The organism is Novosphingobium organovorum, assembly GCF_022832435.1.
GTDB lineage: Bacteria > Pseudomonadota > Alphaproteobacteria > Sphingomonadales > Sphingomonadaceae > Novosphingobium > Novosphingobium organovorum.
The window spans coordinates 33,529-59,232 of sequence record NZ_JALHLF010000015.1 but is presented as its reverse complement, the minus strand read 5'-3'; the positions used below and the strand labels follow the sequence as shown (position 1 = coordinate 59,232).

The 25,704-nt window shown below is 66.7% G+C and carries 22 protein-coding genes; 4 read left to right on the top strand and 18 right to left on the bottom strand.

What is annotated here, in order from left to right:
* Positions 1–1,191: S8 family serine peptidase (locus MTR62_RS06600; protein WP_244018230.1), on the bottom strand; the 1,191-nt coding region annotated here is incomplete at its 3' end.
* 83 nt (positions 1,192–1,274) lie between these two features.
* On the opposite strand from MTR62_RS06600, the gene MTR62_RS06595 reads away from it, so the two are divergent.
* On the top strand, positions 1,275–1,775 hold the full coding sequence (locus MTR62_RS06595) for a sigma-70 family RNA polymerase sigma factor (protein WP_244018228.1): 501 nt from the start codon (positions 1,275–1,277) through the stop codon (positions 1,773–1,775).
* A complete protein-coding gene (locus tag MTR62_RS06590) occupies positions 1,772–2,692 on the top strand; it encodes an anti-sigma factor family protein (protein ID WP_244018226.1) in 921 nt (306 codons plus the stop codon). Before MTR62_RS06595 ends, MTR62_RS06590 begins: the two co-directional genes overlap by 4 nt.
* Positions 2,693–2,823: 131 nt before the next feature.
* On the opposite strand, the gene cobA is transcribed toward MTR62_RS06590, so the two are convergent.
* From cobA to rutB, 16 genes are all read right to left on the bottom strand, one after another.
* The gene (cobA, locus tag MTR62_RS06585; protein ID WP_244018224.1) at positions 2,824–3,636 is read right to left on the bottom strand and encodes a uroporphyrinogen-III C-methyltransferase; all 813 of its coding nucleotides are present in this window, start codon (positions 3,634–3,636) and stop codon (positions 2,824–2,826) included.
* The gene (locus MTR62_RS06580) at positions 3,633–6,212 is read right to left on the bottom strand and encodes a nitrate reductase (RefSeq protein WP_244018221.1); all 2,580 of its coding nucleotides are present in this window, start codon (positions 6,210–6,212) and stop codon (positions 3,633–3,635) included. The genes cobA and MTR62_RS06580 overlap by 4 nt, the downstream gene beginning before the upstream one ends.
* A 4-nt stretch (positions 6,213–6,216) precedes the next feature.
* Complete coding sequence (gene nirD / locus MTR62_RS06575; protein ID WP_244018236.1) at positions 6,217–6,612, bottom strand: nitrite reductase small subunit NirD; 396 nt, start codon at positions 6,610–6,612, stop codon at positions 6,217–6,219.
* Positions 6,612–9,131 (bottom strand): nitrite reductase large subunit NirB, encoded by a 2,520-nt coding sequence (nirB, locus tag MTR62_RS06570; protein ID WP_327194384.1) that lies wholly within the window; start codon positions 9,129–9,131, stop codon positions 6,612–6,614. The genes nirD and nirB overlap by 1 nt, the downstream gene beginning before the upstream one ends.
* Before the next feature lie 371 nt (positions 9,132–9,502).
* Positions 9,503–11,323 (bottom strand): bifunctional protein-serine/threonine kinase/phosphatase, encoded by a 1,821-nt coding sequence (locus MTR62_RS06565; protein ID WP_244018219.1) that lies wholly within the window; start codon positions 11,321–11,323, stop codon positions 9,503–9,505.
* Positions 11,324–11,476: 153 nt separating this feature from the next.
* Positions 11,477–12,298 (bottom strand): formate/nitrite transporter family protein, encoded by an 822-nt coding sequence (locus MTR62_RS06560; RefSeq protein WP_244018217.1) that lies wholly within the window; start codon positions 12,296–12,298, stop codon positions 11,477–11,479.
* 26 nt (positions 12,299–12,324) lie between these two features.
* A complete protein-coding gene (locus tag MTR62_RS06555) occupies positions 12,325–13,563 on the bottom strand; it encodes an alginate export family protein (protein WP_244018215.1) in 1,239 nt (412 codons plus the stop codon).
* 309 nt (positions 13,564–13,872) lie between these two features.
* Positions 13,873–15,606, bottom strand: a complete 1,734-nt coding sequence (locus MTR62_RS06550) for an ABC transporter ATP-binding protein (RefSeq protein ID WP_244018213.1) — start codon at positions 15,604–15,606, stop codon at positions 13,873–13,875.
* Positions 15,607–15,642: 36 nt separating this feature from the next.
* Positions 15,643–16,653, bottom strand: coding sequence for an ABC transporter permease (locus MTR62_RS06545; RefSeq protein ID WP_244018211.1), 1,011 nt, complete (start codon positions 16,651–16,653; stop codon positions 15,643–15,645).
* Positions 16,654–16,729: 76 nt separating this feature from the next.
* Complete coding sequence (locus MTR62_RS06540) at positions 16,730–18,163, bottom strand: CmpA/NrtA family ABC transporter substrate-binding protein (protein WP_244018209.1); 1,434 nt, start codon at positions 18,161–18,163, stop codon at positions 16,730–16,732.
* 222 nt (positions 18,164–18,385) lie between these two features.
* Entirely contained in the window at positions 18,386–19,597 is a 1,212-nt protein-coding gene (locus tag MTR62_RS06535; RefSeq protein ID WP_244018207.1) for an ABC transporter substrate-binding protein, read from the bottom strand.
* Positions 19,598–19,628: 31 nt separating this feature from the next.
* Complete coding sequence (locus MTR62_RS06530; protein WP_244018205.1) at positions 19,629–20,207, bottom strand: ANTAR domain-containing response regulator; 579 nt, start codon at positions 20,205–20,207, stop codon at positions 19,629–19,631.
* Positions 20,208–20,304: 97 nt separating this feature from the next.
* Positions 20,305–21,372, bottom strand: coding sequence for a pyrimidine utilization protein A (rutA, locus tag MTR62_RS06525; RefSeq protein WP_244018203.1), 1,068 nt, complete (start codon positions 21,370–21,372; stop codon positions 20,305–20,307).
* Between the two features lie 6 nt (positions 21,373–21,378).
* Positions 21,379–22,161, bottom strand: coding sequence for a pyrimidine utilization protein D (gene rutD, locus MTR62_RS06520; RefSeq protein ID WP_244018201.1), 783 nt, complete (start codon positions 22,159–22,161; stop codon positions 21,379–21,381).
* On the bottom strand, positions 22,154–22,537 hold the full coding sequence (locus MTR62_RS06515; RefSeq protein ID WP_244018199.1) for a Rid family hydrolase: 384 nt from the start codon (positions 22,535–22,537) through the stop codon (positions 22,154–22,156). The genes rutD and MTR62_RS06515 overlap by 8 nt, the downstream gene beginning before the upstream one ends.
* Before the next feature lie 45 nt (positions 22,538–22,582).
* Positions 22,583–23,314, bottom strand: coding sequence for a pyrimidine utilization protein B (rutB, locus tag MTR62_RS06510; RefSeq protein WP_244018197.1), 732 nt, complete (start codon positions 23,312–23,314; stop codon positions 22,583–22,585).
* A 175-nt stretch (positions 23,315–23,489) separates the two neighbouring features.
* On the opposite strand from rutB, the gene MTR62_RS06505 reads away from it, so the two are divergent.
* Entirely contained in the window at positions 23,490–24,116 is a 627-nt protein-coding gene (locus MTR62_RS06505) for a glutathione S-transferase family protein (protein WP_244018195.1), read from the top strand.
* Between the two features lie 79 nt (positions 24,117–24,195).
* The gene (locus MTR62_RS06500; RefSeq protein WP_244018193.1) at positions 24,196–25,134 is read left to right on the top strand and encodes a DUF2268 domain-containing putative Zn-dependent protease; all 939 of its coding nucleotides are present in this window, start codon (positions 24,196–24,198) and stop codon (positions 25,132–25,134) included.
* A gap of 15 nt (positions 25,135–25,149) precedes the next feature.
* On the opposite strand, the gene MTR62_RS06495 is transcribed toward MTR62_RS06500, so the two are convergent.
* Complete coding sequence (locus MTR62_RS06495) at positions 25,150–25,575, bottom strand: GNAT family N-acetyltransferase (protein WP_244018191.1); 426 nt, start codon at positions 25,573–25,575, stop codon at positions 25,150–25,152.
* Between the last annotated feature and the right edge of the window lie 129 nt (positions 25,576–25,704).

Sequence of the window (25,704 nt, the reverse complement as noted above, 5' to 3'; positions counted from 1 at the left end):
GGCGAGCCGGGCGGCGGCGAGCGGCGCGGCGAACGACGTCCCGCGAAGCGCAATGCGTCCCTTTCCCGGAACCATCGCCGAAAGGTCCGCGCCGGGCGCCGCGTAATCGATATGCCGTGCCTGCCCCGCCTCGATCAGCACCCGCCCGCGCGCATCGACCCCGGTCACCGCGACCACGCCGGAGTAGGAGGCGGGATAGGCAGGCGGCGCGGCGGCGCCATCGTTGCCGACCGCCGCGACCACCAACATGCCTTTGACCCGCGCCGCGTCGATCGCCCGCGCGAGCAGCGGATTGGCCGGGCCGACAAGGCTGATCGAGACCACCGGCACGCCGTTCGTCTGCATCCAGCCCAGCGCGCGCGCGATCGCCAGCGCATCGCCCCCCGCCCTGTCGGTGCCATAGACATCGGCCGACCACAGCCTGGCCGTGCCCGCCCCCGCAAGCAAAGAGGCGATCGCCGAGGCGTGTTCGTCGGGCACCGGGGCGCCGGACGCGAAGCCTTTTTGCGCGACAAGGCGTGAGGAACCCGCGATCCCGCCATCGATCACACCCACGCTTCCCCCGCGCGGCAGGTCGCTTGTCGAAACCGCCGCCGCGCCCGCCACGCCAAGCGCTTCCGACGCTCCGAGCTTGCCCGAGGGAAAGTGGATCGGGTCCGAACTCACCGCATGACCGGGCAGCGCCTTGCGCAGCCGCACTTCGGCATCGGCCAGCGTCATCCCTGGCGGCACCGCGAGCCGGGCATAGGCAATGTCGAGCCCTTCGAGCGCGCCCTGTTCGATCACCGTAAAGCCGTTGGCCTTCGCGCTTTCGAGCGCGGGCGCATCGGGATCGAGCATCAGCAGTTCGCCCGCCCGCGCCGGATTGCCCTCGGCATCGCGCTCGACGCCCGGCGTCTCGCGCACAAAACGGGCAAGGCGCTGGTCACGCAGGCGAATCAGGCGGCGCAAGGTCGATCGGGTCGCCCGGCTCGCGCTTTCGCCCAGATCCTGCGCCCCCTCGAGCGTCTTGTCCGCGAGCGAACCGATTGCCTCCCCCACATCGCCCCCGAGCGAACCGCCGGGCAGCGAAGCGCCCCCCGGCACGCCCAGCTGCGCGCTGGCCGGGCCCGCCAGCACGCTCCCCACCAGCACGGCCAGCGCCGCCAGCATACGCCATCGCGATCGGCCTTTGCCTGTCTCTTTCGTCATGCTCTTGTCCGTTAGCAGAAATTCTTGCACTCGTGGATGAAACGCCCAAGTCCATCCGTTTCATCCTCAGGCACGAAAGATCGATGAGCACGACGACGAGCTTCTGCACCCAGCTGACCGCGCTGCTGCCACGCCTGCGGCGCTTTGCGCGCGGGTTGACGCAGGACGCCGCCGATGCCGACGACTTGTGCCAGCAAACCGTCGAGCGCGCGCTCAAGGCCCGCACCCAGTGGGAGGAAGGCACCCGGCTCGACGCATGGGTATACAGGATCATGCGTAACCAGTGGATCGATGAAATCCGCGCCCGCACGCGGCGCTCGCAGACCTTCACGCACGAGGACGAAGGTGTCAACGTGGGCACCCCTGGCGCGCCCGCGGCCGAAAGCCTGGTCGAGCTGGGCAATGTCGAGCGCGCGCTGGCGCGCTTGCCCGACGAGCAGCGCGAGGCGGTGGTGCTCGTCATGATCGAAGGCTTTGCCTACAAGGAGGCGGCCGAAATCCTCGACATACCGCAAGGCACGCTGACTTCGCGCCTGGGCCGCGGGCGCGAGGCATTGCTCAGGGAATTGGGAGAGAAGGCATGACCGGTGTAACCCGCGAGGAGCTTCGGGCCTACGCCGATGGCGAACTTTCGGGCGAAGCCGCCGACCGCATCGAGGAGGCCGTCGCGCACGACCCCGAACTGGCCGCCCAATTGCAGGCGGAACAGCGGCTTCGCGCGCGCTTGCAGGCCCATTTCGATCCGGTGGCCGAGGAAGCCGTGCCCGATGCGCTGATGGCGATGATCGCGGCGGCGCAGGAAGAGGATGCGGCAAAGGCGCCCGCCAAGGAGCCTCACACGCCCGGCGCGGTGGCGGTTCCACCGGTGGCGCAACCTTCCGCCCAGCCCCCTGCTCCCGTGCTCGACTTTGCCGCCGCCAAGGCCCGGCGCGAAAAGGAGCGCAAGGAAAAGGCCAAGGCGCGCGCGCGCGCCGGAGCGCAGCGCGTGCCCGGCCAGAAAGGCGTGCCGCTTTTCGCGCGGCCCGGCCTCGCCGCCGGCCTCGCCGCCTCGCTGGTGCTGGGCGTCATGCTGGGAACGAGCCTCAACCTCGGCCGCTTCGCTTCGCCATCGCACGATGCGGTGGGGGATAGCGCCAGTGTGGTCGATCGCGGCGGCCAGCTCGTCGCGGCGGGGAACCTTGCCAGGGGACTCGACACCCAGCTCGCCTCAGCGCAGGGCAACGGCGGGCCCTTGCGGATACTGACCAGCTTCGAGCGGGACAACGGGACCTATTGCCGGGTCTATTCGGCGCGCGCGACAGCGGGTATCGCCTGCCGGGACGGGGACAGCTGGGTGCTCGAACGCACGCAGGCCAACCAGCCCTCGGCCGCCAGTCCCGACGCCTATCGCCAGGCCGGATCGGCCGAGGCCGATCTCATGCGCGCGGCGCAGGACATGGCCAACGGCGCGCCGCTCGACGCTGATGGCGAACGAACGGCTCGCAAGAAGGGTTGGAAATAGCGCTCGCGTCGGCGCGCCATGCGCGCGGGGTAAGGAAACGAGACCGATCCCCGACCAAATCGGCGGAAAACCGGCCTCGCCCCTCGTCCACTCCCCTCGGAACGAGGCTGGAACGAGAGGCGGGCTACAAGCTATTGATTACCAATCTGTTTCGACGGGATCGCAACAATCCTTTGCAATTCCTTAACGCGCGTTCCTTGCGGCTTCTCCATCGCCGCGCCGATCAGCAGCAGTGCCGGGCCGTCGCCCAGCGCGGTGCGCGCGGCGAGCGGCAGGAGATCGAGCCGGGTATGGAAATGCCGTTCGCTGGGAAGGCTCGCGTTTTCGACCAGCGCGACCGGAGTTTGCGCAGGCAGCCCCGCCGCGATCAGCCTTGCGGACAGCGCCGGAGCGGCCGCCTTACCCATATAGACGGCCAGGGTCGCTTCGGGATCAGCCAGCCGCTCCCAGTCAAGCTCCAGCTCCTCACCCGCACGGGCATGGGCGGTGACGAAGGTCAGCTTGCGCGCCAGGCCACGCAGCGTGAGCGAGGCCCCCAGTCCCGCCGCCGCCGCGCTCGCCGCAGTCACGCCGGGGCAGACCGAAACCCGCACGCCCGCCTCGCGGCACGCCTCCAGCTCCTCGGTCGAGCGGCCGAAGATCGAGGGATCGCCGCCCTTGAGGCGCACCACCCGCTCGCCTGCCAGCGCCGCCTCGACGATCAGCGCGTCGATCGTCTTCTGGTCCTTCGAGTGCCGGCCCGAGCGCTTGCCGACATAGACCAGTCGCGCCGAGGGATCAGCAAGGTCGAGCACTTCCGGGCCGACCAGCGCATCGTGGAAGATCACGCTCGCCGCGCCGATCAGGCGCTCGGCCTTGCGCGTGAGCAGCTCGGGATCGCCCGGCCCGGCGCCCACCAGCCAGACCGATCCGGGGGCGAAATCGTCACGAGGATATGCGCTCATTCGGCAGGCTCCCTTGCTTGGGTTGCACAGGCTTGGAGAAGTTTGGCGATGGCCGGTCGGCACGATCCGCAATTGGTGCCCGCCTTGGTGCAGGCGCCGATCGCAGCGACGCTGTCCGCCCCTTGCAGCGCGGCCTCGGCGATGTCCTTTTCGCCCACGCCGTGGCACACGCACACGATCGCGCCGCGATCGGGCAGCGGCGTGCTCGGCCGCCCGGCGAGAAGTTCGCTCGCGCTCGCCGCATCAAGCCCGATCTGGCTTGCCACCCAGCCACGCTGGGGCAAGGTCCCCGAACGCGTGAGATAGGCCGCCGCCAGCAGGCGTCCATCCTCGCCGCGCACCGCGATCCGGCGCATGCCGCGCACGATGTCGGCCACTTCGAGCCGCTCGCCCTCGGGCAGCAGCGCGTCGAGATCGACCGCGCCCTCGCCCGCCAGTTCGTAGAGCCAGCCGGTGGCGACCCGCGCGCGGGTCCAGTACAGCAGCCCCTCGGGTGTAAAGACATCCTCGCGCACGAGGAAGGCCTGCCAATCGGCGCGCACCGCGATCAGCCGCGCGGCGCTGTTCTTGAAACCGGGCTGGCCCGAGACGGGATCGACGCCTTGCCCTGGCAGGCGGTTGGCACGACCGCCCCCGCTCATCGCGTCGGTCCAGTGCATGGGCACGCAGATTTCGCCTTCGCGCTGCCCCTCACCGATGCGCACGCGGAACACCGCATCGCCCTGCCGGGTCATTACCCGCGCCAGAGAACCATCGGTGAGCCCTTCCTTCGCGGCATCGCGCGGGTGGACCTCGACCAGCGGCTCGGGCCGGTGCTGCGACAGCGTGGGCGACAGGCCGGTGCGGGTCATCGTGTGCCACTGGTCGCGGTAACGCGCGGTGTTGAGCCGCAGCGGGAACGCGGCGTCGGGCGTGGTGCAGGCGGGGGCCACACGGACCATCCGCGCTTTGCCGGAGGGGTGCGAAAAGCGCCAGGCCAGTGGACGTTCGCCGCCCCACTGGAACGGTTCGAGCGCATCGTATTCCTCGTCCGAAAGGTCGGCCCAGGCGGTAAGATCGAGCCGCAGCCCGCGCGCGGCGGAAAGCCCGGTCATCGCCGCGTATTCGCGGAACACCGCGGCCGCATTAGGCCAGTCGAACGCGCTCTCCCAGCCCATCCGCGCGGCGAGCCCAGCGATGATCCGCCAGTCCGCCAACGCTTCGCCGGGGCTGTCAAACAGGCGGCGCTGGCGCGAGACGCAGCGTTCCGAATTGGTGACGGTGCCGTTCTTCTCGCCCCAGGCCTCGGCCGGGAGCAGGATGTCGGCGCGCCGCGCGGTGTCGGTATCGGCGATCACGTCCGAGACGACGAGCGTCTCGCAGCGCTCGAGCGCCTCGCGCACGAAGCCGCTGTCGGGCATCGAAACCGCCGGATTGGTGGCCATGACCCACAGGAACTTGATCTTCCCGGCGTGGACCGCGCGGAACAGGTCGACCGCCTTCAGACCCGGCCCGGTGCAGATCTTCGGCGCCTTCCAGTAGGCCGCCGCCGCCGCGCGCTCATCCTCGGAAAAGCCCATGTGGCAGGCTAGTGTGTTAGCGAGTCCGCCCACCTCGCGCCCGCCCATCGCGTTGGGCTGGCCGGTGATGCTGAACGGCCCCGCGCCGATGCGGTTGATCCGCCCCGTCGCCAGGTGCAGGTTGATGATCGCGTTGCCCTTGTCGGTGCCGCCGACCGACTGGTTGGCGCCTTGCGAAAACAGCGTGACCATGCGCGGATGCGCCGCGACGAGCGTGCACAGCTGCTCGAACACCACCGGATCGACACCCGGATCACCGTCCAGCCCATCCCAGAAATCAGCCGGACATTCGACCCGCGCGGCCATGAAGGCGCGGTCCACGAGCCCCATCGCGGCCATGCGCGCCAGCAGCGCGTTGAACAGCGCGACATCGCCATCGGGCGCAACCGCAACGTGCAGATCGGCCTGTTCGGCGGTTTCGGTGCGGCGCGGATCGATCACCACCAGCTTGGCGGCGCGCCGCTCGCGCGCCTTTTCGATGCGCTGCCAGACCACCGGATGGCACCAGGCGGTGTTCGATCCGACCAGCACGATGAGATCGGCCGCATCGAGATCCTCATACGAGCACGGCACCACGTCCTCGCCAAAGGCGCGGTTGTAGGCGGCCACCGCGCTCGCCATGCACAGGCGCGAATTGGTGTCGATGTTGGCCGAGCCGACAAAGCCCTTCATCAGCTTGTTGGCCGCGTAATAATCCTCGGTCAGCAACTGGCCCGAGACGTAGAAGGCCACGCTGTCCGGCCCGTGCTCCTCGATACAGGCGCGCATCCGGTCCGCCAGTGCATCGAACGCGCTGTCCCAGTCGGTCCGGCGTCCGTCGACACGGGGGTGGAGCAAACGCCCTTCGAGCCCGACCGTCTCGCCCAGATGCGTGCCCTTGGAGCACAACCGCCCCTTGTTGGCCGGGTGCTTGGGGTCGCCGGAGATCGAGACCCCCCGATCGCCACCTGCGACGACCCCGGCCGTGACCCCGCAGCCAACGCCGCAATAGGCACAGGTGGTGCGGATCACGTCCATCGCTTCAGTCCTTGACCGTGGCCGCTTCGGGCACCGGAGCGGCCACTTCGTCGGCCTCGCCCAGCACAGCGGCGCGCAGCAGGTAGAGCCGCCCGGCATCGACCTTGAGCGGGATGGTGGGCACGCAGCCCTCGTCCTCGCCCAGCGCGCGGCCGCTGCGCAGCGAAATGTTCCAGTTGTGCAAGGGGCAGGTCACCACGTCGCCATGGACGATGCCCTGGCTGAGCGGGCCCTGCTTGTGCGGGCAGCGGTTCTCGATCGCGAAGAATTCGCCGCGCAGGGTGTGGAAGATCGCCAGCTCGCGCCTGGCGCCGTCCTTGAGCCCCTCGACCGGCAGCGTGCGCGCGGTGCCCGCCTCGATCTGACCGACCGGGCCGATATCAAGCCAATCGCCGTACATCATGCTTTCTCCATCAGGAAGGCGCCGTCGACCGGACGCACGGTGGCCAGATGCTGGTGCAGGTCGGCACGCTCGCCCGCGGCGCGCTTGGCCCAGGGATCGTCCTGCATGAAGGTCTGCGAATAGTGGAAGCGCGCAGCATAGGCGGCGATGGCCTGGGGCCTGGCCAGCTTTTGCTTCACATGCTCGAGCCCGACCCGCTCGATCCACGGGGCGGTGCGTTCCAGATAGCGCGCTTCCTCGCGGTAGAGCTGGATGAAGGCGGCGCACATCTCCATCGCCTCGGCCTCGGTCGCGACCTTGCACAGAAGGTCGGTCGCGCGCACCTTGATGCCGCCATTGCCGCCCACGTGCAGTTCGTAGCCACTGTCGACACAGACGACGCCAAAGTCCTTGATCGTCGCTTCCGCGCAGTTGCGCGGGCAGCCCGAGACCGCGATCTTGAACTTGTGCGGCATCCACGACCCCCAGGTCATCCGCTCCAGCTTGACGCCGAGCCCGGTCGAATCCTGGGTCCCGAAACGGCACCATTCGCTGCCGACGCAGGTCTTCACCGTGCGCAAGCTCTTGCCGTAGGCGTGGCCCGAAACCATGCCCGCCGCGTTGAGATCGGCCCAGACCGCGGGCAGATCCTCCTTCTTGATCCCGAAAATGTCGAGCCGCTGCCCGCCGGTCACCTTGACCATCGGCGCGTTGTATTTCTCCACCACGTCGGCGATCGCGCGCAGTTCCCTGGGGTTGGTCAGCCCGCCCCACATGCGCGGGACGACCGAATAGGTGCCGTCCTTCTGGATGTTGGCGTGCATCCGCTCGTTGACGAAGCGGCTCTTCTGATCGTCGACGTATTCGCCCGGCCAGGCGCACAGCAGGTAGTAGTTGAGCGCGGGGCGGCACGAAGCGCAGCCATCGGGGGTCGACCAGTGGAGTTCCTGCAGGACGTGCGGGATGCTCATCAGCTTCTTGTCGAGGATCAGCGCGCGCACATCGTCATGGGTGAAGCTGGTGCACTTGCACATGGTGGCCGGACCGCTTTCGACTTCGCCGCCCAGTGTCAGCGAAAGCAGGCTTTCGACCAGCCCGGTGCACGACCCGCACGAGGCCGAAGCCTTGCAGCTCGCCCGCACCGCGTCGAGCGAATGCGCGCCGCCCGCGATGCACGAGACGACCTGGCCCTTGGAAACGCCGTTGCACCCGCAGATCTCGGCATCGTCCGAGAGGGCCGCAACGGCCGCGTTAGGGTCCGCCAGCGCACCCCCGGACGCAAAGGCCTGACCGAAGATCAGCGCCTCGCGAATGTCCGAGACGTCCTCGCTTTTCTTGAGCAGATCGAAATACCACGAGCCATCGGCGGTATCGCCATAGAGCACCGCGCCGACGATCCTGTTGTCCTTGACGATCACGCGCTTGTAGATGCCGCGCGCGGCGTCGCGCATGACGATGTCCTCGCAGCCCTCGCCGCCCGAGAAGTCCCCGGCCGAGAACAGGTCGATGCCCGAGACCTTGAGCTTGGTCGAGGTGACCGAACCGGTGTAGCCGGTGGGCTGATCGGTCAGATGGTCGGCCAGCGCACGGCACATGTCCCACAGCGGCGCGACGAGACCGTAGCACAGCCCGCGGTGCTGGACGCACTCGCCGACCGAAAGCACCGCCGGGTCCGACGTGACCATGTGATCGTCGACCAGAATGCCGCGTTCGACCTCGAGCCCGGCTTCCTTCGCCAGCCCCGTCGCGGGGCGGATGCCGACCGCCATGACCACGATGTCCGCCACGATCTCGGTGCCGTCCTCGAGCCGGACGCCCGCGACCTTGCCGTCCTTGCCCAGGATTTCCTTGGTGTTGGCGCCGGTCAGGATGGTCTGCCCGCGGCGCTCCAGTTCGCTGCGCAGGAGGAAGCCGGCGGCCTCGTCGAGCTGGCGCTCCATCAGCGTTGGCATGAGGTGGATGACCGTCACCTTCATGCCGCGCAGCGACAGGCCGTGCGCGGCCTCGAGCCCGAGCAGACCGCCGCCGATAACCACCGCGCTGCCGCCGCCGCGCGCCTGGCCCGCGTCGGCTGCGGCGAGCATCTTGTCAACATCGTCGAGGTCGCGGAAGGTCACCACACCGTCCAGATCCTTGCCGGGTACGGGAATGATGAAGGGGTCCGAACCGGTCGCGATCAGCAGGCGGTCGTAGGGTTCGACCCGGCCCGAAGCGGCGATCACCGTCTGCGTCGCGCGGTCGATCTGCACCACCTTGTCGCCCGAGACCAGCGTGATGCCGTTCTCTTCGTACCATTCGGGCGTGTTGATGACGATCTCTTCGAAGGTCTTCTCACCCGCCAGCACCGGCGAGAGCATGATGCGGTTGTAGTTGACGCGCGGCTCGGCGCCGAAGATCGTGATTTCGAAGCGGTCGCCATCGCGCGACAGCACTTCCTCGACCGCACGGCACCCGGCCATGCCGTTGCCGATCACCACGAGCTTTTCGCGTGCGGGCAGCGCCCCCTTCCCCGCCTTGACGTTCACTGGTGCATTCACGTCCCGTCTCCGTTCATGACGCGCACGCAAAAAAACCGCCTCGAGCCATACCCTGCGAATGGGTTGGCACGGGCGGCTTCATTGCCACGCGTTGTCAGAATGATGGCGAGGCGCTTACCATCGTCCAACTGTGGACGGCGCAATCTCGCTTGGTTTGTGTTTAACTGATTCGGAAGCTTTGGGGCAAGAGTATTTTTGCCCAGTTCGCGTCAACCGCCCCCCGACGATCTGTCGAAACAGCGCGAGCGACGCATTTTGGCAACACTGCCAGAATTGCGGTTTCGCGGTGCAAGTTTCGATGAAAACGCACAAAAATTCACCTCGTCGATCGCCGCACGCGGCATCTGCAGGACGTGTCGAGAAGGCTTGTCTTATTCCGTTCGGCCGATCGCCTCGCCCGCGTAAACCGCCTGGGGGGCCCGCCCGGTTGCGCTCCCCTGGGGCCGCTCGGGCATCGCCGCGCGCGGGAAGAGCAGCGAAACCGCGAGCGCGATGGCCAGCACCGCGCTCGCGGCCTGCCACACCCGCTCGGGCTTTCGCACGTGCAGCGGGCGCGCCGCCGCTGCGGGCAGCGACGGGTTGGGACGGGTGAGATCATACGTGAATTCCGATAGCTCGGCGTAGCGCGCCCCCGGATCGAGCGCGAGCGCACGGGCCAGCGCGGCGTCCATCCAGGCGGGCACTTCGGGATTGATCTCGCTCGCCGGGATGTAGCGCAAGGCGCGCTGCGCGGCGCGGGTGCGCGCGCCGCAAAGACGCGGCCCATAAGGCAGGCTGCGGGTCAGCAGAAAATAGGCGATAGCGCCCAGCGACCACAGGTCGCTCGCCCGCGTGGGCAGCGCGCCGAGCCAGATTTCGGGCGCGGTGAACTGCATCGTTCCCGCGTATGCGGCGTCCTGAGCGCGCGGCGCGATTTCCTCGATCCCGGCCACCACGGCCGAGCCGAAATCGATGATCCGTGCGATCTCCTCGCCGTCCACGATAACATTGGCGGGGCGCAAGTCGCCGTGCAGGATTTCGCGCCGGTGCAGCGCGAGCAGCCCGCTCGCGATCTGCTTGATCAGGGCGCGCACCGCCACCAGATCGGGTTCGCGGCGCGCATAGGCCCATTCCTCGAGTGTCTGCCCCGGCAGATAGTCGAACACCGCATAGGCGTGACGCCGCTCTCCGCCCGATTGCGGCGCGGCCAGCACATGCCCGCTGCGCACCCGCCGCGCGACCCATTCCTCAAGCATCAGGCGCTGGCGCTCGTGCGGGTCCCCGGCCCATTCGCGGGCCGGGGCCTTGAGCACGACACGCCCCCCGCTCGCCCGATCACGCGCAAGATAGACATGGCTGCGGTGCCCGGCGTGGAGCGTGCGCAGGATCGAAAAGCCTTCGAAATCCTGCCCGGCCATCAGCGCGGGCGCGGGCGGCAAGGCTCGTTCTTCGCCGATCACGTCGTCGAGGTCGCTGTCGGGCAGGCTTTCGATGCGCACGATCTGGACCGTCACATTGTCTGCGCTGCCCGCCGCGATCGCCGCCGCGCACAACTCGCGCGCGGCGCGATCGAGGTCGGCGCTGCGCGCCGCGGCCAGAAAGGCGGAGCCCGGCACGTGGTCGTGCACGCCGTCACTGGTGAGGATGAACACGTCGCCCGCGCGCACGCTCACCTGCGCGTGGTCGATCGCGAGCCGGTGATCGATCCCGACCGCGCGGGCAAGCAGGCTCTCGCCGCCGCCCAGCTCCAACCGGTGCGCCTCGGTCAGGACCGTGAACCCATCCTCGCTGAAATGCGCGATGCGCGCGTCGCCGACATGGAACACGTAGGCCGAACGCCCTTTGAGCACGAGCGCCGAGAGCGTGCAGACGAGACCCTTCTCGCGCGCGTCCTCGGGCAGGCCCGGCCCCTGCCGCTGGCGGTTGCGCGCGTGCATCCACGAATTGATCGCCGCGATCACCCGCTGCGCGCTGGTGCGCACCGACCAGGCCTCGCACGTCGCGAAATAGTCGGTCAGGAACGAGGCTACCGCGACTTCGGCCGCCTCCCGGCCCAGCGCGCTCGTGCTGATCCCGTCGGCGAGCGCGAGCGCCACGCCCTTGAGCGCGAGCGCGCTGCCCTCGGGCACGCGCGCATCGCAGAAATCCTGATTCTCGCTCTTTTCCCCGGCCCACGAACACTGGCCAAGGCTCACACCAAGCTGCGCGCGCATCGTGCGCCCCTCTCCCCAACGGCGTGTATCAAAAGGGGCCGGACAAGCGGGCGCAAGGCTCCGGCTCATCCGGCCAGCAATCCGGGGACCGGGCTCCGGCGCGGCATGCCAGCGCGCCGGGGCCCGGTCCCTTTCACGGCTCCAAGGGGATTCTCAAGCCGCCATCTTGACGACCCGACCCGGCGCGGTCTTGCGGTGGGTCGAGTAGAGCATGAGCCCGGTGAAGGTGAGCCCGCCGACAAGGTTGCCCAGCACGACCGGGATCTCGTTCCAGAACACGTAGTCGCCGATGGTGAAGTTACCGCCCAGCATCAGCCCGGTGGGGAACAGGAACATGTTCACGATCGAATGTTCGAAGGTCATGTAGAAGAACAGCATGATCGGCATCCACATCGCGATGACCTTGCCCGACACGGTGGTCGAGATCTGCGCACCCACAACGCCGGTCGAGACCATCCAGTTGCACAGCATCGCACGCACGAAGATCGTCAGCCAACCCGCCGCGCCGTAAGCCGCATAGCCCACCGTGCGCTTCTCGCCGATGACCGCCATCTTGGCGCCGACCGTGGCCGGCTCGGTCGAGAAACCATAGGTCCAGTAGATCGCCATCAACACCGCGCAGGTCAGCGCGCCGGCAAAGTTGCCGCAGAACACCAGCCCCCAGTTGCGCGCGACACCGCTCCAGGTGCACCCCGGGCGCTTGTCCCAGACCGCCAGCGGGGCGAGGACGAAAACGCCGGTCAGGAGGTCATAGCCCAGCAGGTACAGCATGCAGAAGCCGACCGGAAACAGGATCGCGCCCGCCAGCGGCTGCCCGGTTTCCACATTGATGGTGACGGCAAAGGCGGCGGCCAGCGCCAGCGTCGCGCCCGCCATGTAGGCGCGGATCAGCGTGTCCCTGGTCGACATCAGGATCTTGGATTCACCGGCGTCGATGAGCTTGGTGACGAATTCGGCAGGTGCCAGATAGGCCATTTCGTGTACTCCTTTCCCGGTTGAATTCAGAACTTCACGCCGACCTGAAGCCACAGCTTCTGGGTGTCGGTTCCGTAGTTTTTCGCGTTATAATTCGCGTACTTGATGAGAAACGCGTAGCGCGAGACGCCAAAGCCGACTTGCGCGTCCCACTCGCTGCCGTAGTCGGTCGAGCCATATTCGCTCTTGAACGTGTGATAGACCGCCATGGCCTTCACGCCCTTGAGCGCGCCCAGATTGCCCAGGTCCTTGGACACGGTGCCATAGTAGTCCTGCAGACCCGCGTTGGGCGTGGTCAGGAACAGGTCGGCCCAGCCGTTGAAGGCGTGCGCGGTGGCCATCGGCGTCTGGAACGCGGCCACGCCCTTGTCGCTGCCAAGCAGCTCGTAGCCGCCCTTGAGCCCCCAGCCCGCAACCGCCACGCCCAGCTCGCCGTTGACGTAATCGGTGGCGTAGGCGGTGGGGTTGCCAGCGTAGTCGCTCTGGCGCGCGTAGCTCAGGAGGAAGGTCAGCTTGGTCTTGCCCGCCAGCGGCAGTGCACCGCTCGCCAGCGCGCCGTAAGTCTGGCTCGACATGGCCAGGCGCGTGTCATAGTCGAGCAGGTAGGCAAACCCGGTCAGCTTGACCGTCTTGAGATCCACCGCGCCGTTGAGCAGCACGAAATTGCCGTCCCAGTACTTGTTCGGGCTGTCCGCCCCGAAGATCGAGCGCTGCGAAATCGAATAGGTGGCATCGAGCGCGACCGGGCCGAGCTTGCCCTGCGCGCGCACCGCATCGAAGGTCTGCTCGTTCTGGCGCCAGCCCACGTTGCCCACGAAGCGCGCGTTGTCGAGGATGATGCGCTGGCGGCCCAGCGTGATCGAGCCCGCCTTGCCGCCATAGGCGATCTGAAGGCGGTTGATCTCCACGTTCTGCGGATCGGCCACGGTCGAATAGGGCTCGGCGCCGGTATAGCCGTGGTTGCCCGCGATGGTGTCGTTGTAGTGGTCGACGATCGCCAGCGTACCCTCGGCCTCGCCGAGTACCGAGAAGCCATGCGCCTTGACCTCGGCGCCCGCCCGCAGGCGCAGCGTCAGCGCGTCAGCGTCGAGGCCGAGATCGTCCTGGTCGACGCGCTCGTAACGCAAGTTGGCGTCAATGATCGGATCGATGGTCACGCCATCGGCCACGGTGACCGGATCACCGGCTTTCGCCAAAGCCGGCGAGGCCAGCGCGACGGACGCGGCACCAGCCGCCAGGAATCCAAGAGAAAGTACGGTTTTCATCGTAGGTTACCTCCGATGGCGCCCCACCCCCAAGCGGGCACGCCGATTGCTTCCAGAAACAGGTTCGAAAACAGCAAAAATCGAAGGCAGACCTCTTTGTCCGCCGCATCAGGAGAAGCCGCGCGGGCGCGGCTCCGGTCCTGGCTGGATGCGCTTCGACCGGCAGGCCCCCTTGCCTGCCGCCCGCCCCTCATGAGCGCGCGCATGATGCTCCTCTTGCGGGAGCGTGTAACTACGGGGACCTACCCGTTTCATCGCATGGTCCCCTGCGCTCGAGACCGCCGGCATAGCGGCCCCGAACCGCGGGCGTCAGGCGGCCTTCGAGGCCGGACCGTGATCGTATTCGGCAAGGAAATGCAGCACTTCCTGGCGGTACTGGTAGAACCTGGGATCGTCGAGCAGCGCCTTGCGGTCGCGCGGGCGCGGCAGGTCGACCTTGAGCACCTTGCCGATCGTCGCGCGCGGGCCGTTGGTCATCATCACCACCCGGTCGGCCAGCAGGATCGCCTCGTCGACGTCGTGGGTGACCATGATCGCGGTAACCTTGGTGCGGTTCCACGTTTCGACCAGCACGTCCTGCAGGTCCCAGCGGGTAAGACTGTCGAGCATCCCGAACGGCTCGTCGAGCAACAGCAGCCGCGGCGAGAGCGCGAAAGCGCGCGCGATGCCCACGCGCTGGCGCATCCCGTTCGACATTTCCGAGGCCATCTTGTCCATCGCATCGCCGAGCCCGACGCGTTCGAGATAGTAGTCGACGATATCGCCCCGCTCGGCCTTGCTGGCGTGGGGATAGACCCGCTCGACGCCGAGCGCGACATTCTGGCGTGCGGTCAGCCAGGGCATCAGGCTGGGCGCCTGAAACACCACCGCCTTGTCCGGCCCGGCGCCCGAGATTTCGCGGTTGTCGAGCACGATGCCGCCCGAACTGATCGCGTTGAGCCCGGCGGCCATGGTCAGTACGGTCGACTTGCCGCAGCCCGAGTGCCCGATGAGCGAGATGAATTCGCCCTTGTCCATCAGGAGGTTGAAGTCCTCCACCACGGTCAGCGGCCCCTTGGCCGTGGGATAGACCTTGTGCAGCTTGAAGAATTCCAGATAGCGCTGCTCGACCGCCGAGTGCCCCGCCTCGACATAGGCCTTGGGCAACGCGTCCCTGGCCGCGCCCGAAGCCATCGGGCCCGCACCGGCTTCCCTTGCCCTGGCGAACAGGTCGATCGGCACCACGTCGGGCAGGCTCACCGTGCTCGACCCGACGCTCGATCCCGCTTCGTTGAGCGCACCGAGATAGCCCACGATCTCGCGGCGCAGCGCCTGGAAGTGGGCATCGTCGTTGACCGCCTCACGCTCGCGCGGGCGCGGCACGTCGACGGTAAAGATCCGCCCGATCCGCGCCGCCGGAGCTGGGGTCAGCACCGCCACACGGTCGGCCAGCAGCAACGCCTCGTCCACGTCGTTGGTGACCAGGATGATGGTGCGCTTTTCTTCCTTGCGGATACGCTCGATCTCGTCCTGAAGCTTGGCGCGGGTCAGCGCGTCGAGCGCGGAGAGCGGCTCGTCGAGCAGCAGGATCTCGGGCTCCATCGCCAGCGCCCGCGCCACCGAGACGCGCTGGCGCATCCCGCCTGAAAGCTGCGCCGGCTTGCGGTCCATGGCGTGGCCCAGCCCCACCAGTTCGACCTTCTGGCGCACCAGCGCGGCGCGCTCGGCCTTGCTGCGATCCTTGTGCACCGCATCGACCGCCAGCGCGACGTTCTTCTCGACCGTGAGCCAGGGCAGCAGCGAGTAGGACTGGAACACCAGGCCCCGGTCCTTGCCCGGCCCGTCGATCGGGGCGCCGCGCAGGCGAATTTCCCCGGCATCGGGCTCGACCAATCCTGCGATGGTGGAGATTAGGGTGGTCTTGCCCGCGCCGGAGAAACCGAGAATGGCGATGAATTCGCCTTCCTCAACCGCCAGGTCGATCCCGTCGAGAACCGGCGTCACCGCGCCGGTCTGCCCGGTATAAGACTTCGTAACACCGCTCAGCGAAAGGATCGTACCCATAGTCGTCACTCCTCGATTGGTCGGGGATTAGTGGGATCAGATGGCGTGGTTGCGGCTCACCAGGTTCTGCAGCGTCATCATCAGGCGGTCGAGCAGGAAGCCGATCAGGCCGATGACGATGACCGCGAACATGATGCGCGCCAGGCTCTGCGAGGACCCGTTCTGGAACTCGTCCCACACGAACTTGCCAAGGCCGGGGTTCTGCGCGAGCATTTCGGCCGCGATCAGCACCATCCAGCCTACGCCGAGCGAGAGGCGCATACCGGTGAAGATATAGGGCAGCGCGCTGGGCAGGACGAGCTTGGTCAGCTTCTGGAAGGTGCCCAGCTTGAGCACGCGGCCGACGTTAAGCAGGTCCTTGTCGATCGACGCGGTGCCCACCGCGGTGTTGATGAGCGTGGGCCACAGCGAGCACAGCGTCACCACGATCGCGGAGATAACAAAGCTCTTGGCCAGCAGCGGATCGGCGCTGGTGATCGTCGCCGAAACGACCATCGTCACGATCGGCAGCCAGGCCAGCGGGCTGACCGGCTTCATGATCTGGATCAGCGGGTTGATCGCGGCGTTGAACAGCGGCGAGAGGCCCGCGGCAAGACCCACCGGCACCGCCACGAGCGTTGCCAGCACGAAGCCGAGCGCCACCGTCTCGAGCGAGGTCGTGACCTGATCGAGGAACGTCGGCGGTCCGGCATAGTCGAAGGCCATGGCCTGCGTGCCCGCCGCAATGCGCGCATCCTGCGCCTCGTAGAACGCGGCCTTGGCCTCGTTCGAGGCCTGCCATTCGTGGAACAGCGCGGCGCCCTGCTCGGCGACTTCGACCGGGCCCGGCAGCGCGCCGAGCGAGGTGTCGACCATCGGCGCGAGCGCGGCCCACAGGCCGATGAAGGCCAATACGCCAAGCACGGGCGCCAGGATCGCCTTGCCCTTGCCGGCGAGGAAGGCCTGGACCTTGCCCGGTCCTTGCGGCGCGGACGCCGCGCCTGGCGGGGGCGTCTTGCCCTGGGACGGGGCGGAATGCTCGCTGGCCACGGACGTCTCCTCGATCACGGGCGCCCCATGGAGAGGCTCGACTGGTGCATAGACAGATGCCATCGCAATTTCTCCTTGAGGCGCAAACGTTTTCTTAGCTGCCGCTCACACCCGAAGCGGATACCTTCTGGCCCTTCTTGAGGCCGATCTTGAACTTGGCGAGATAGGCGTTGGGCTGCTTACCATCGTAGGTGACGCCATCAATGAAGCCGTCCTGCTCGCCGCGAAAACCATCGGTCTCGGGCAGGTCGTCCGCCGAAATCGTACCCTTGGCGACAAGCTGCTGGGCCGCCGCAAGATAGAGGTCGGGGCGATAGACCGCCTTGGCCTGGTCGAAGTACCACTGATCAGGGTGATCGACCGGGATCTGACCCCAGCGGCGCATCTGGGTGAGATACCAGATCGCGTCGGAGTAGAACGGATAGCCCGCGTACTTGTCGAAGAAAATGTTGAAGCCCGGCGTATCGCGCGTGTCGCCCGGCTCGTAGGTGAACTTGCCGGTCATCGAGGCCGCGATCACCGCCTCGTCCGCGCCCACGTAGTTGGACTGGGCGAGGATCTTCACGGCTTCCTTGCGGTTCTTGCCGCCATCGGCGTCGAGCCACTGCTGCGCCTTGATGATCGCGCGCAGCATTGCGGCAGTAGTGCCGGGATACTTCTCGGCAAAGTCCTTGCGCAGGCCGAAGACCTTCTCGGGGTTGTCGTGCCAGATCTGGTCGTCGGTGACGATCGGCACGCCGATCTTCTTCTGCACCGCCGCCTGGTTCCACGGCTCACCCACGCAATAGCCCTCGATCGTACCGGCTTCCAGCGTGGCGGGCATCTGCGGGGGCGGCGTCACCGAAAGCTGCACGTCGGCATCCACGGTGCCCTTGATGTCGCCCGGCGTGTAGTAGCCGGGGTTGAGACCGCCCGCGGCCAGCCAGTAGCGCAGTTCGTAGTTGTGCGTGGAAACCGGGAAGACCATGCCCATGTTGAACGGCTTGCCCTGCTCCTTGAAGCTCTGCACCACCGGCTGGAGCACCGAGGCCGAAATCGGGTGGATCGGCTTGCCGTCGGCGCTGCGCTGGAGCTTGCCCTTGATCTGGTCCCACACCCGGTTCGAGACAGTGATCGCGTTGCCGTTGAGGTCGAGGCTGAGCGGGGCGATGAGGTCGGCCTTAGTGCCATAACCGATGGTCGCCGCGATGGGCTGTCCGGCAAGCATGTGCGCCCCGTCGAGCTGACCGCCGATGACCCCGTCGAGCAGGACCTTCCAGTTGGCCTGCGGCTCGAGCGTGACGTTGAGCCCTTCTTCGGCGAAAAAGCCCTTTTCCTTGGCGATGGCGAGCGGAGCCATGTCGGTCAGCTTGATGAAGCCAAGCTTGAGCACCGGCTTCTCGGGCGCGCCGCCAGCCGATGCCGCCGTCACGCCCTGCTGCTTGGCGCCGTCATTTTTCGCACCGCCGCACCCGGCGAGCGCCACGCTGGCCAGCAGCGCACCAACCACCGTACGTCGTGAAAAACCGGACTGCCCGAACTTGCTCATTTGACCTACCCCATCCTGTCAAAGACAAACGCAAAAAACCGCCACGACGAAAGCCCAATAAGGACCACGACGAGGCGGCTACGTTGCCACGAATTTAAGAAAGTTCAGACCAGCGCTGCTAGGTACCCATCCTTGGGAACCGTCCGGTCTGTTCGTGTATTTGTGTAAGCGATTCGGTTGCACCGCGGCAAGCGTTTTTTCTGCCAAACCGCAAAGCCCCACCTAGGGCAGCTGCCTAAGATACCCTTCAATGTCGTGCGGATCGAACACCGAACCATCAAAAAACGTGTTCGTTTCCAATACCATACTGCCCTGTTGCGTTCCTACAACAGTGGGTGCGGAAATGCTTCCCTCGACCTTGGAACTGGCTCCGGGAAGCGGCTCGCCGGTGCCCAGCAGCGCGGCGCGATAGACGTCGGGACGGAACACCCGCGCCGCCCGCGCGGCGTCTTCACGGTCATAGGAAAGCCCATCCCAGCGCACCATCTGCGAGTATAGCCACTCCGCCTGGCTGACCCAGGGGAAGTTCGCCGCCTCGCGATACTGGAACATGAAATCGGGATAGTGGATCATCTTACCGCCGCGCGCGATCAGCAGCTGGTCGGAGATCGCGCGGCGGATCAGTTCGGGCGATCCATCGAGGTATTCGGGCCGCGCCAGAACCTGCGCGTTGTGTTCCCAGTTGACCGGATCGACGAAGTGCGCCGCCGCGCGGCAAAGCGCACGGATCAGGCGCAGCACAGCGTCGCGCTTTTCCTCAAGCACCGGCTCGCGCAGGGCGAGCACCTTTTCCACCCCGCGCCGCCAGATCTGCGCGGTCGACAGCACGATCTCGCCCACCCCGCGCTCAACCGCGACGCTGTTCCACGGTTCGCCCACGCAAATCCCGTCGACATCGCCCAGCTCCAGCGCCTCGGCGCAGAACGGCGGCGCGACGGTGCGGATCTCGACCTCCTCGTCCGCCCGGATGCCGCACGCCGCCAGCCAGTAGCGCAGCATGTAGTTGTGGCTCGAATAGCGATGGACGACGCCGAAGGTCAGTGGCCGTCCCGCCGCCAGGCGTTCGCGCGCCACCGCGCGCAGCGCTGCGCCCACCACCCTGGGGTCGCCCAGCCCCGGCTCATCGCCACGCACCCGACCCGCGATATCGGGCGTAAGCGTGATCGCGTTGCCGTTGAGCCCCAGCACGAAGGGTGCGGCCAGCGGCTGCGCCGGACGTCCGCGGCCGAGCGTGGTGGCGATCGCCAAGGGCGCGATCATGTGCGCGGCATCGCTGTGCCCGTAAAGCAGGCGGTCGAGCACGGTCGCCCAGCTCAGGTCCTTGACCAGCGTGAGCGAGAGCCCCTCGTCCTCGGCAAAGCCGTGTTCGTGCGCGAGGATGGGCAAACAGGCATCCACCAGCGGGAGGAAGCCGATTGTCAGCTGCGTAGTCACCCCAAGACCCCTTCGGTCGGTCCCTGCCCTGTCATGCGCCACCCATGAGCTCATGCGCGGTCACGATGGCTTCGGCAATATTGACGATCCGCTTGCCCTGATCCATCGCCGCCTTGCGCAGTTCCGCGTAGGCTTTTGGCTCAGGCAAGCCCTTGTTCTGCATCAGAATGCGTTTCGCCTTGTCGACCAGTTCGCGCTCCGCCAGCTTGCCCCGCGCTTCGGCAAGGTCGTTCTGCAGGCGCGAAAAGGCGTTGAAGCGGGTCACCGCCAGATCGACGATCGGACGGATGCGTCCCGCCGCGAGGCCGTCCACGACATAGGACGAGACCCCCGCCTCGACCGAGGCGACGATGGCGTCATCGTCCGATTCGTCGACAAACATCGCGATCGGCCGGGCCAGCGCCCGGCTTACCGCGAAGTACTCCTCGAGCATGTCGCGCGAGGGATTGCCAAGGTTCATCAGCACAATGTCGGGATCGATCTGCGCCATGCGCGCCAACAGGCCACGCCGCTCCGTGATCACGATCATCTCGCAATCGTCGAGTTCGGACAGTCCCTCTTCGATGATGGAGGCGCGCGCCGCGCTCTCATCGACAATCGCGATACGCATAGCCATCTATTGCACTGCAACAAAAGACGATTGCAATGCCTAATTGGTCCAGTCCCGCCAAGGTTAAGCATTCTTCATCGAAAGCCCCGTCCAAACCTCAGGAAAGGTGCGCCCGGCTCTTCATAAGCGGCTGGATTCGCATGCCGAAGGCGTCCACTCCTTCAAGGAAATCATCGAAGGTGAGCAGCACCCCGCCGGTGCCGGGAACCTGCGCCATTTCATCGAGCATCCGCGCCACGCTTTCGTAGCTGCCTACCAGCGTTCCCATATTGATGTTGACCGCCCCTTCGGGCGCGGCAAGCTGGCGCACGTTGGTGTCGGTGTTGACCTTGTCCTTGGCCCCCTGGTCGGCCAGCCAGGAAATTGCGTCCACGTCGACCCCCGCGTTGTAGTGCTTCCACTTGGCCATCGCTTCCTCGTCCGTCTCGGCGGCGATGACCATGACCAGCACGAACATCGACACGTTGCGCCCGGTATCGGCGGTGAACCGGGCCAGCCGTTCGTTGTTGAAGGCAAAGGCCTGCGGCGTGTTCACCCCCTTGCCCAGGCAAAAGGCATAGTCTGCCCACTTGGCCGAAAAGGCGAGGCCCGCATCGGACGATCCGGCGCAGATGATCTTCATATCCGCCGTAGGCTGCGGCTTCACCAGACAATCGTCCATCTGGTAGTATTTACCCTTCAGATCGCTGCGCCCGGTGTTCCACAAGTCGCGCAAGATATGGGCGTATTCGTCGAGCACGTCGTAGCGGTTGCGAAAGTGTTCATCGCCCGGCCACAGCCCCATCTGGGTGTATTCGGGCGGCTGCCAGCCGGTGACGAGGTTGAGCCCGAAGCGCCCGTGGCTGATCGAATCGATCGTCACCCCCATGCGCGCGGCGAACGCGGGCGGCACGATCAGCGTGGGCGCGGTAGCGTAGAGCTTGATCTTCTCTGTCACCGCGGCAAGTCCGGCCATCAGCGTGAAGCTTTCCAGCCCGTACTCCCAGAACTCGGTCTTGCCGCCAAATCCGCGCAGCTTGATCATCGAAAGCAGGAAGTCGAGCCCATAGCCCTCGGCCTTGAGCGCGATCTGCTTGTTGAGATCGAAGCTCGGCTTGTACTGCGGGGCATTTTCCGAAATCAGCCAGCCGTTGTTGTTGATGGGAATGAAAACACCGACCTGCATCTTGTTCTAACTCCTCAGGAAATCGAGTACGACGCGGTTGAACCCGCTGGCATCGGTCACATTGCAGGCGTGCCCGCCCCACGAAAAGCTGGCGACGTGCGCGTGCGGCACGGGCCCTGCGAGATCGAGCGCGGAGACATAGGGGACAAGAAAATCGTCGCGCGTGGCGATCACCAGAAGATGGTCGAGCGCGGCGAGCCCCGCCGGCTCGGGCCGGTAGGCCTGTACCGCCGCGATCCGTTGCACCATCGCCTCGACGCCGGGAAAGGCCGCGCGGTGGTGCGCGACTTCGGCGGTAAGCAGCCCATCGTGCGAGGCGATCCAGTCGGGCGGGTAGAGGAACAGCGGCTGCGCCTCGAGAAAGGCGTCGATCCCGGCCCCGTGCAGCAGGGCGAGCCGCGCGGCAAAGCAGCGCCGGGTATGCGGCGAAAGCGTTCTCCAGCCGTTGACGACCACCAGCCGGTCGATCCGCCCGGTGGTGATCGCGGTCTCGATCCCGATTGCGCCACCCAGCGCATGGCCAATGAGATGAGCCTTTTCGATCGCCAGCGCGTCCATCAGCCGCACGACATCCTCCGCCATGCCCTGGACGCTGACCTGCGCCTGTCCGGCGCGGTCGCTGCGGCCGGTGCCGCGCTGGTCATACGTGACGACCCGAAAGTGCTCGCCAAGCGCCGGGAGGTTGGGCGCCCAGTAACCGGCCGCCCCGCCCAGCCCGCTCGAAAGGATCAGCGCCGGGGCATCGCGCGGCCCGTGTTCCTCGAACCAGATTCCGCCCGTTTCAGGCAAGATGCGCGACCGAGGCGATCTCGACCAGTAGATCGGGCTTCACCAGATCGGCGCGGATGCAGTAGCGCGCGGGCTTGTCGCCCGGAAAATACTCGGCATAGACCGCGTTGAACGCGGCGTAATCGTCGAGGTTTTTGAGGAAGATGTGGTTCATCGCGACATCCGCCATGGCGGCCCCTGCCGCCTCCAGCGTGACCGTGATGACGTCCAGCACGTGGCGCGTCTGCGCCGCCGCATCGCCGACATGGAGCACCACGCCCCCTTCACCAAGCGCCAGCACGCCCGAGACGTAGACCGTATTGCCCGCCCTGGCGCCCGCCGAATAGGGCGCGATGGGGGCCGGGAACTGGGGCGGATTGATCGGTTCGAACGGCATGAAGGGTCCTTTTCGATTAGGGAAGACGGCCGCTGCGCTGCGCGCTCACACGGCCGGAGGAAGTTGCCCCACGGCGGTCTGGAAATCGGCGAGCGAGCTGACCCAGCCGAAGAACTTCTCGATGTTGTAGAGGCTTGCCTCGCGGATGAAGTCCGGCCCCAGGTGGTGCACCGCATCCTCGATCACGATGCCGAAGTATTCGAGGTGGAACCCGTCGCGCAGGGTCGATTCGACGCAGACATTGGTCGCGATCCCGGTGAAGATCAGCGTGCGGATACCGCGGGCGCGCAGGATCGTGTCGAGCTGCGAATTGAAGAAGGCCGAATAGCGCGGCTTGGAAACGCGAATGTCACCGTCTTGCGGGGCCAGCCCATCGACCAGTTCGTAGTCCCATCCCCCCCGCGCAAGGAACTTGCCCGCCAGTTCGGGCCGCGCGCGCATCGTCTTCAAGGCGTTGGACTTGTGGTAGTTGGGCGATTGCTCGGTTCCCGCCTCGACGTAGCCGGCGTCCCAGCCGTTCTGAAGGAAGATGACCGGCATTCCGGCGCCGCGGGCGACCTCCAGCACCTGCGCGATCTTGCCGATGACCCCCGCCGCCGGGCCGACATCGAACCCCGCCTCATCCACGTAGCCGCCCTTGCTGGCATAGGCGTTCTGCATGTCGACCACGATCACCGCCGTCGTTGCAGCGTCGATGCGCAGGGGTTCGGGGCGGGCGGGCAGCACGACCGAAGGGCCGGAGCGCTGCGGGACGGGATCGATGACCGGTTCGCTCATCCAAGGCAGTATTGAGCAGCCCACAGGTACAATCAAGTGCTCTGAATTTGAGAGGGAAGCGTCCGCAAAAACGGGGCGGGCGTGAGGAAACGGGAGCCCTTGGCGCCCTCGCCCGTTGCACTGGCAAGAGCGACGGGCGACACTGGCCAATCGCCTTCGCCGCAAGGGGCCTGCCATGATTACCGTCCACCATCTGGAAAATTCCCGCTCGCAGCGCGTGCTGTGGATGCTCGAGGAACTCGAGCTGCCCTACACCATCCGCCGCTACGAACGCGACGCAAAGACCATGCTCGCCCCGCCCGAACTGCGCCGCGTCCACCCGCTCGGCAAATCGCCGGTGATCGAACACGAGGGGCGCACGCTGATCGAAAGCGCGGCGATCTGCGAATACCTTACCGAATGCGCCGGCGGGCGCCTTGGCAGCCCGGCAGGGATGGAGGATCGGCTGCGCTACCGCCAGTTCCTGCACTACGCCGAAGGTTCGGCCATGCCCCCGCTCCTGCTCAAGCTGGCGCTCGGCATGATCCCGCTCGTGGGCCGTTTCGCGGCAAAGAAGATCCAACCGATGATCGACGTCCACTTGCGTTTCATCGAGAGCGAACTGGTCTCGCGCCCGTGGTTCGCTGGCAGCGAAATGACTGCGGCCGACGTGATGATGAGCTTCCCGCTCGAAGCCGCGAAGGCGCGCGCCGGGCTGACACCCGAACGCCACCCGCACACCTGCGCCTGGCTCGAACGCATCCACGCGCGCCCGGCCTACCAGCGCGCGCTCACCGCCGGCGGGGACTATGCCTATGCGTGAGGAACGCTGCGCGTAAGGGACTGGCGCAGGCCTGCAAAGCGCGCCACAACGGGCTCGCCTGCCATGCGAGGGGAGCCCGATGAAACGGAAAGCCGCAACCGCGTTTGCCTGCCTTGTCACCTGCGCCCCCGCGCTGGCGGCCCCCGATCCGGTTCCTCCGCCCTCACCTGTCGCCATTCGCATTTCGGACGTCGCGCTGTTCTACCAGCTTTACGACGCCGCGCATGGCAGGCCATCGGCGCAGACGCTGCAAGACGCCTATCTGGATGCCGGAACCGATGGCCTTCGCGAATTCATTCCCGATCGCATCCGCTCGGCCGACGCTCTGGCGCAGAAAGTAGCGGACGAGCCAGCGATCTATGAAAAGGCCCGTAGTTGCATGGGCGCGCTTCCCACCGTGCGCACCCGTCTGGAAGGGGCCTTTCGCCGTCTGCGTGCGCTTGATCCGCAAGCGACCTTTCCGCCGGTCACCGTGGTGGTCGGGCGCAACAACAGTGGCGGGACCACGGGGCCCTCGGGCGTCATCATCGGGCTGGAAGTCGCCTGCGGCGCCGACTGGATGCAGAGCGATCCGGCCGACCGGCTCTACCACCTCATCGCGCACGAATACGGCCATGTCGAACAGCCCCCGTCGGTCAACGAAGAGAGCACCGACACCAATGTCCTCAAACAATCGCTGGCCGAAGGGGTCGCCGAACTGGTCGCCGCGCTGATTTCGGGCGAAGTCAGCAACGCCCACCTGGAACAGTGGACCAAGGGCCGCGAAGAAGCGATCGGGCACGCCTTCATCGCCGATGCGCACAAGAGCGACCTGTCCGACTGGCTCTACAACGGCCAGGGAACGCCCGAACACCCCGGAGACCTCGGATACTGGGCAGGCTATCACATTGCCCGCGCCTACTACGACAAGGCTGCCGACAAGCGCCGCGCGCTGCGCATCCTGCTCGACCTCAAGGACCCCGATGCGATCCTGCGCGACAGTGGATGGCCTGCCGCAACGCAAACCGCCCGGCCTTGAGCGCGCGCTTCCCCGTCAGGCGACCAGCCGCTTCTGAAGAAAATAGCGCCGCTGGCCGATGGGGTGATCCTCGATCTGACCGCAGACCGAAAAGCCCAGCTTTTCATAAAAGCCGCGCGCCTGGAATTCGAAGGTGTCGAGCCAGATACCAACGCACCCGCTGGCGCGCGCGATTGCTTCGGCGCGGGCCATGAGCTGCGATCCGTAGCCGCCCCCGCGCAGCGCCTCGGGCACGCTGAGCAGTTCGACGAACATCCAGTCGTACGAGATCTTGCCCCACAGCCCGCCCTGGTGCGCGCCGTTCTCATCGGTCAGCAGGATGGCGAGCGGGCGCAGCTTCGGGTCACCGCCGCGCGCGATGTTGTAAGCGCGCAAGGGGGCAAGGATCGCCTCGCGCTCGGCCTCGCTCGGGGTCTCGGGAACGGTCAGGGTAACGCGCATCGCACCGCTATGACCAACCCGGCGGCGCGAAGCAACGTCCCCCTTACGCAAACGGGGCGACGCGCTGGTCTTGCGCATCGCCCCGCAGCCATCGGAAAGCCCATCAGGGCCGCCCGATCAGTTCGACCC

Coding starts and splice junctions, on each gene's coding strand:
- nirD (WP_244018236.1), bottom strand. CDS start 6,612: ATGTACGGCGATTGGCTTGATATCGGCCCGGTCGGTCAGATCGAGGCG.
- MTR62_RS06565 (WP_244018219.1), bottom strand. CDS start 11,323: ATGCGCGCGCAGCTTGGTGTGAGCCTTGGCCAGTGTTCGTGGGCCGGG.
- cobA (WP_244018224.1), bottom strand. CDS start 3,636: ATGAGCGCATATCCTCGTGACGATTTCGCCCCCGGATCGGTCTGGCTG.
- MTR62_RS06555 (WP_244018215.1), bottom strand. CDS start 13,563: ATGAAAACCGTACTTTCTCTTGGATTCCTGGCGGCTGGTGCCGCGTCC.
- MTR62_RS06590 (WP_244018226.1), top strand. CDS start 1,772: ATGACCGGTGTAACCCGCGAGGAGCTTCGGGCCTACGCCGATGGCGAA.
- MTR62_RS06595 (WP_244018228.1), top strand. CDS start 1,275: ATGAGCACGACGACGAGCTTCTGCACCCAGCTGACCGCGCTGCTGCCA.
- MTR62_RS06515 (WP_244018199.1), bottom strand. CDS start 22,537: ATGCCGTTCGAACCGATCAATCCGCCCCAGTTCCCGGCCCCCATCGCG.
- MTR62_RS06540 (WP_244018209.1), bottom strand. CDS start 18,163: ATGAGCAAGTTCGGGCAGTCCGGTTTTTCACGACGTACGGTGGTTGGT.
- MTR62_RS06530 (WP_244018205.1), bottom strand. CDS start 20,207: ATGCGTATCGCGATTGTCGATGAGAGCGCGGCGCGCGCCTCCATCATC.
- MTR62_RS06495 (WP_244018191.1), bottom strand. CDS start 25,575: ATGCGCGTTACCCTGACCGTTCCCGAGACCCCGAGCGAGGCCGAGCGC.
- rutB (WP_244018197.1), bottom strand. CDS start 23,314: ATGAGCGAACCGGTCATCGATCCCGTCCCGCAGCGCTCCGGCCCTTCG.
- rutA (WP_244018203.1), bottom strand. CDS start 21,372: ATGCAGGTCGGTGTTTTCATTCCCATCAACAACAACGGCTGGCTGATT.
- MTR62_RS06500 (WP_244018193.1), top strand. CDS start 24,196: ATGAAACGGAAAGCCGCAACCGCGTTTGCCTGCCTTGTCACCTGCGCC.
- MTR62_RS06505 (WP_244018195.1), top strand. CDS start 23,490: ATGATTACCGTCCACCATCTGGAAAATTCCCGCTCGCAGCGCGTGCTG.
- MTR62_RS06560 (WP_244018217.1), bottom strand. CDS start 12,298: ATGGCCTATCTGGCACCTGCCGAATTCGTCACCAAGCTCATCGACGCC.
- MTR62_RS06550 (WP_244018213.1), bottom strand. CDS start 15,606: ATGGGTACGATCCTTTCGCTGAGCGGTGTTACGAAGTCTTATACCGGG.
- MTR62_RS06580 (WP_244018221.1), bottom strand. CDS start 6,212: ATGGACGTGATCCGCACCACCTGTGCCTATTGCGGCGTTGGCTGCGGG.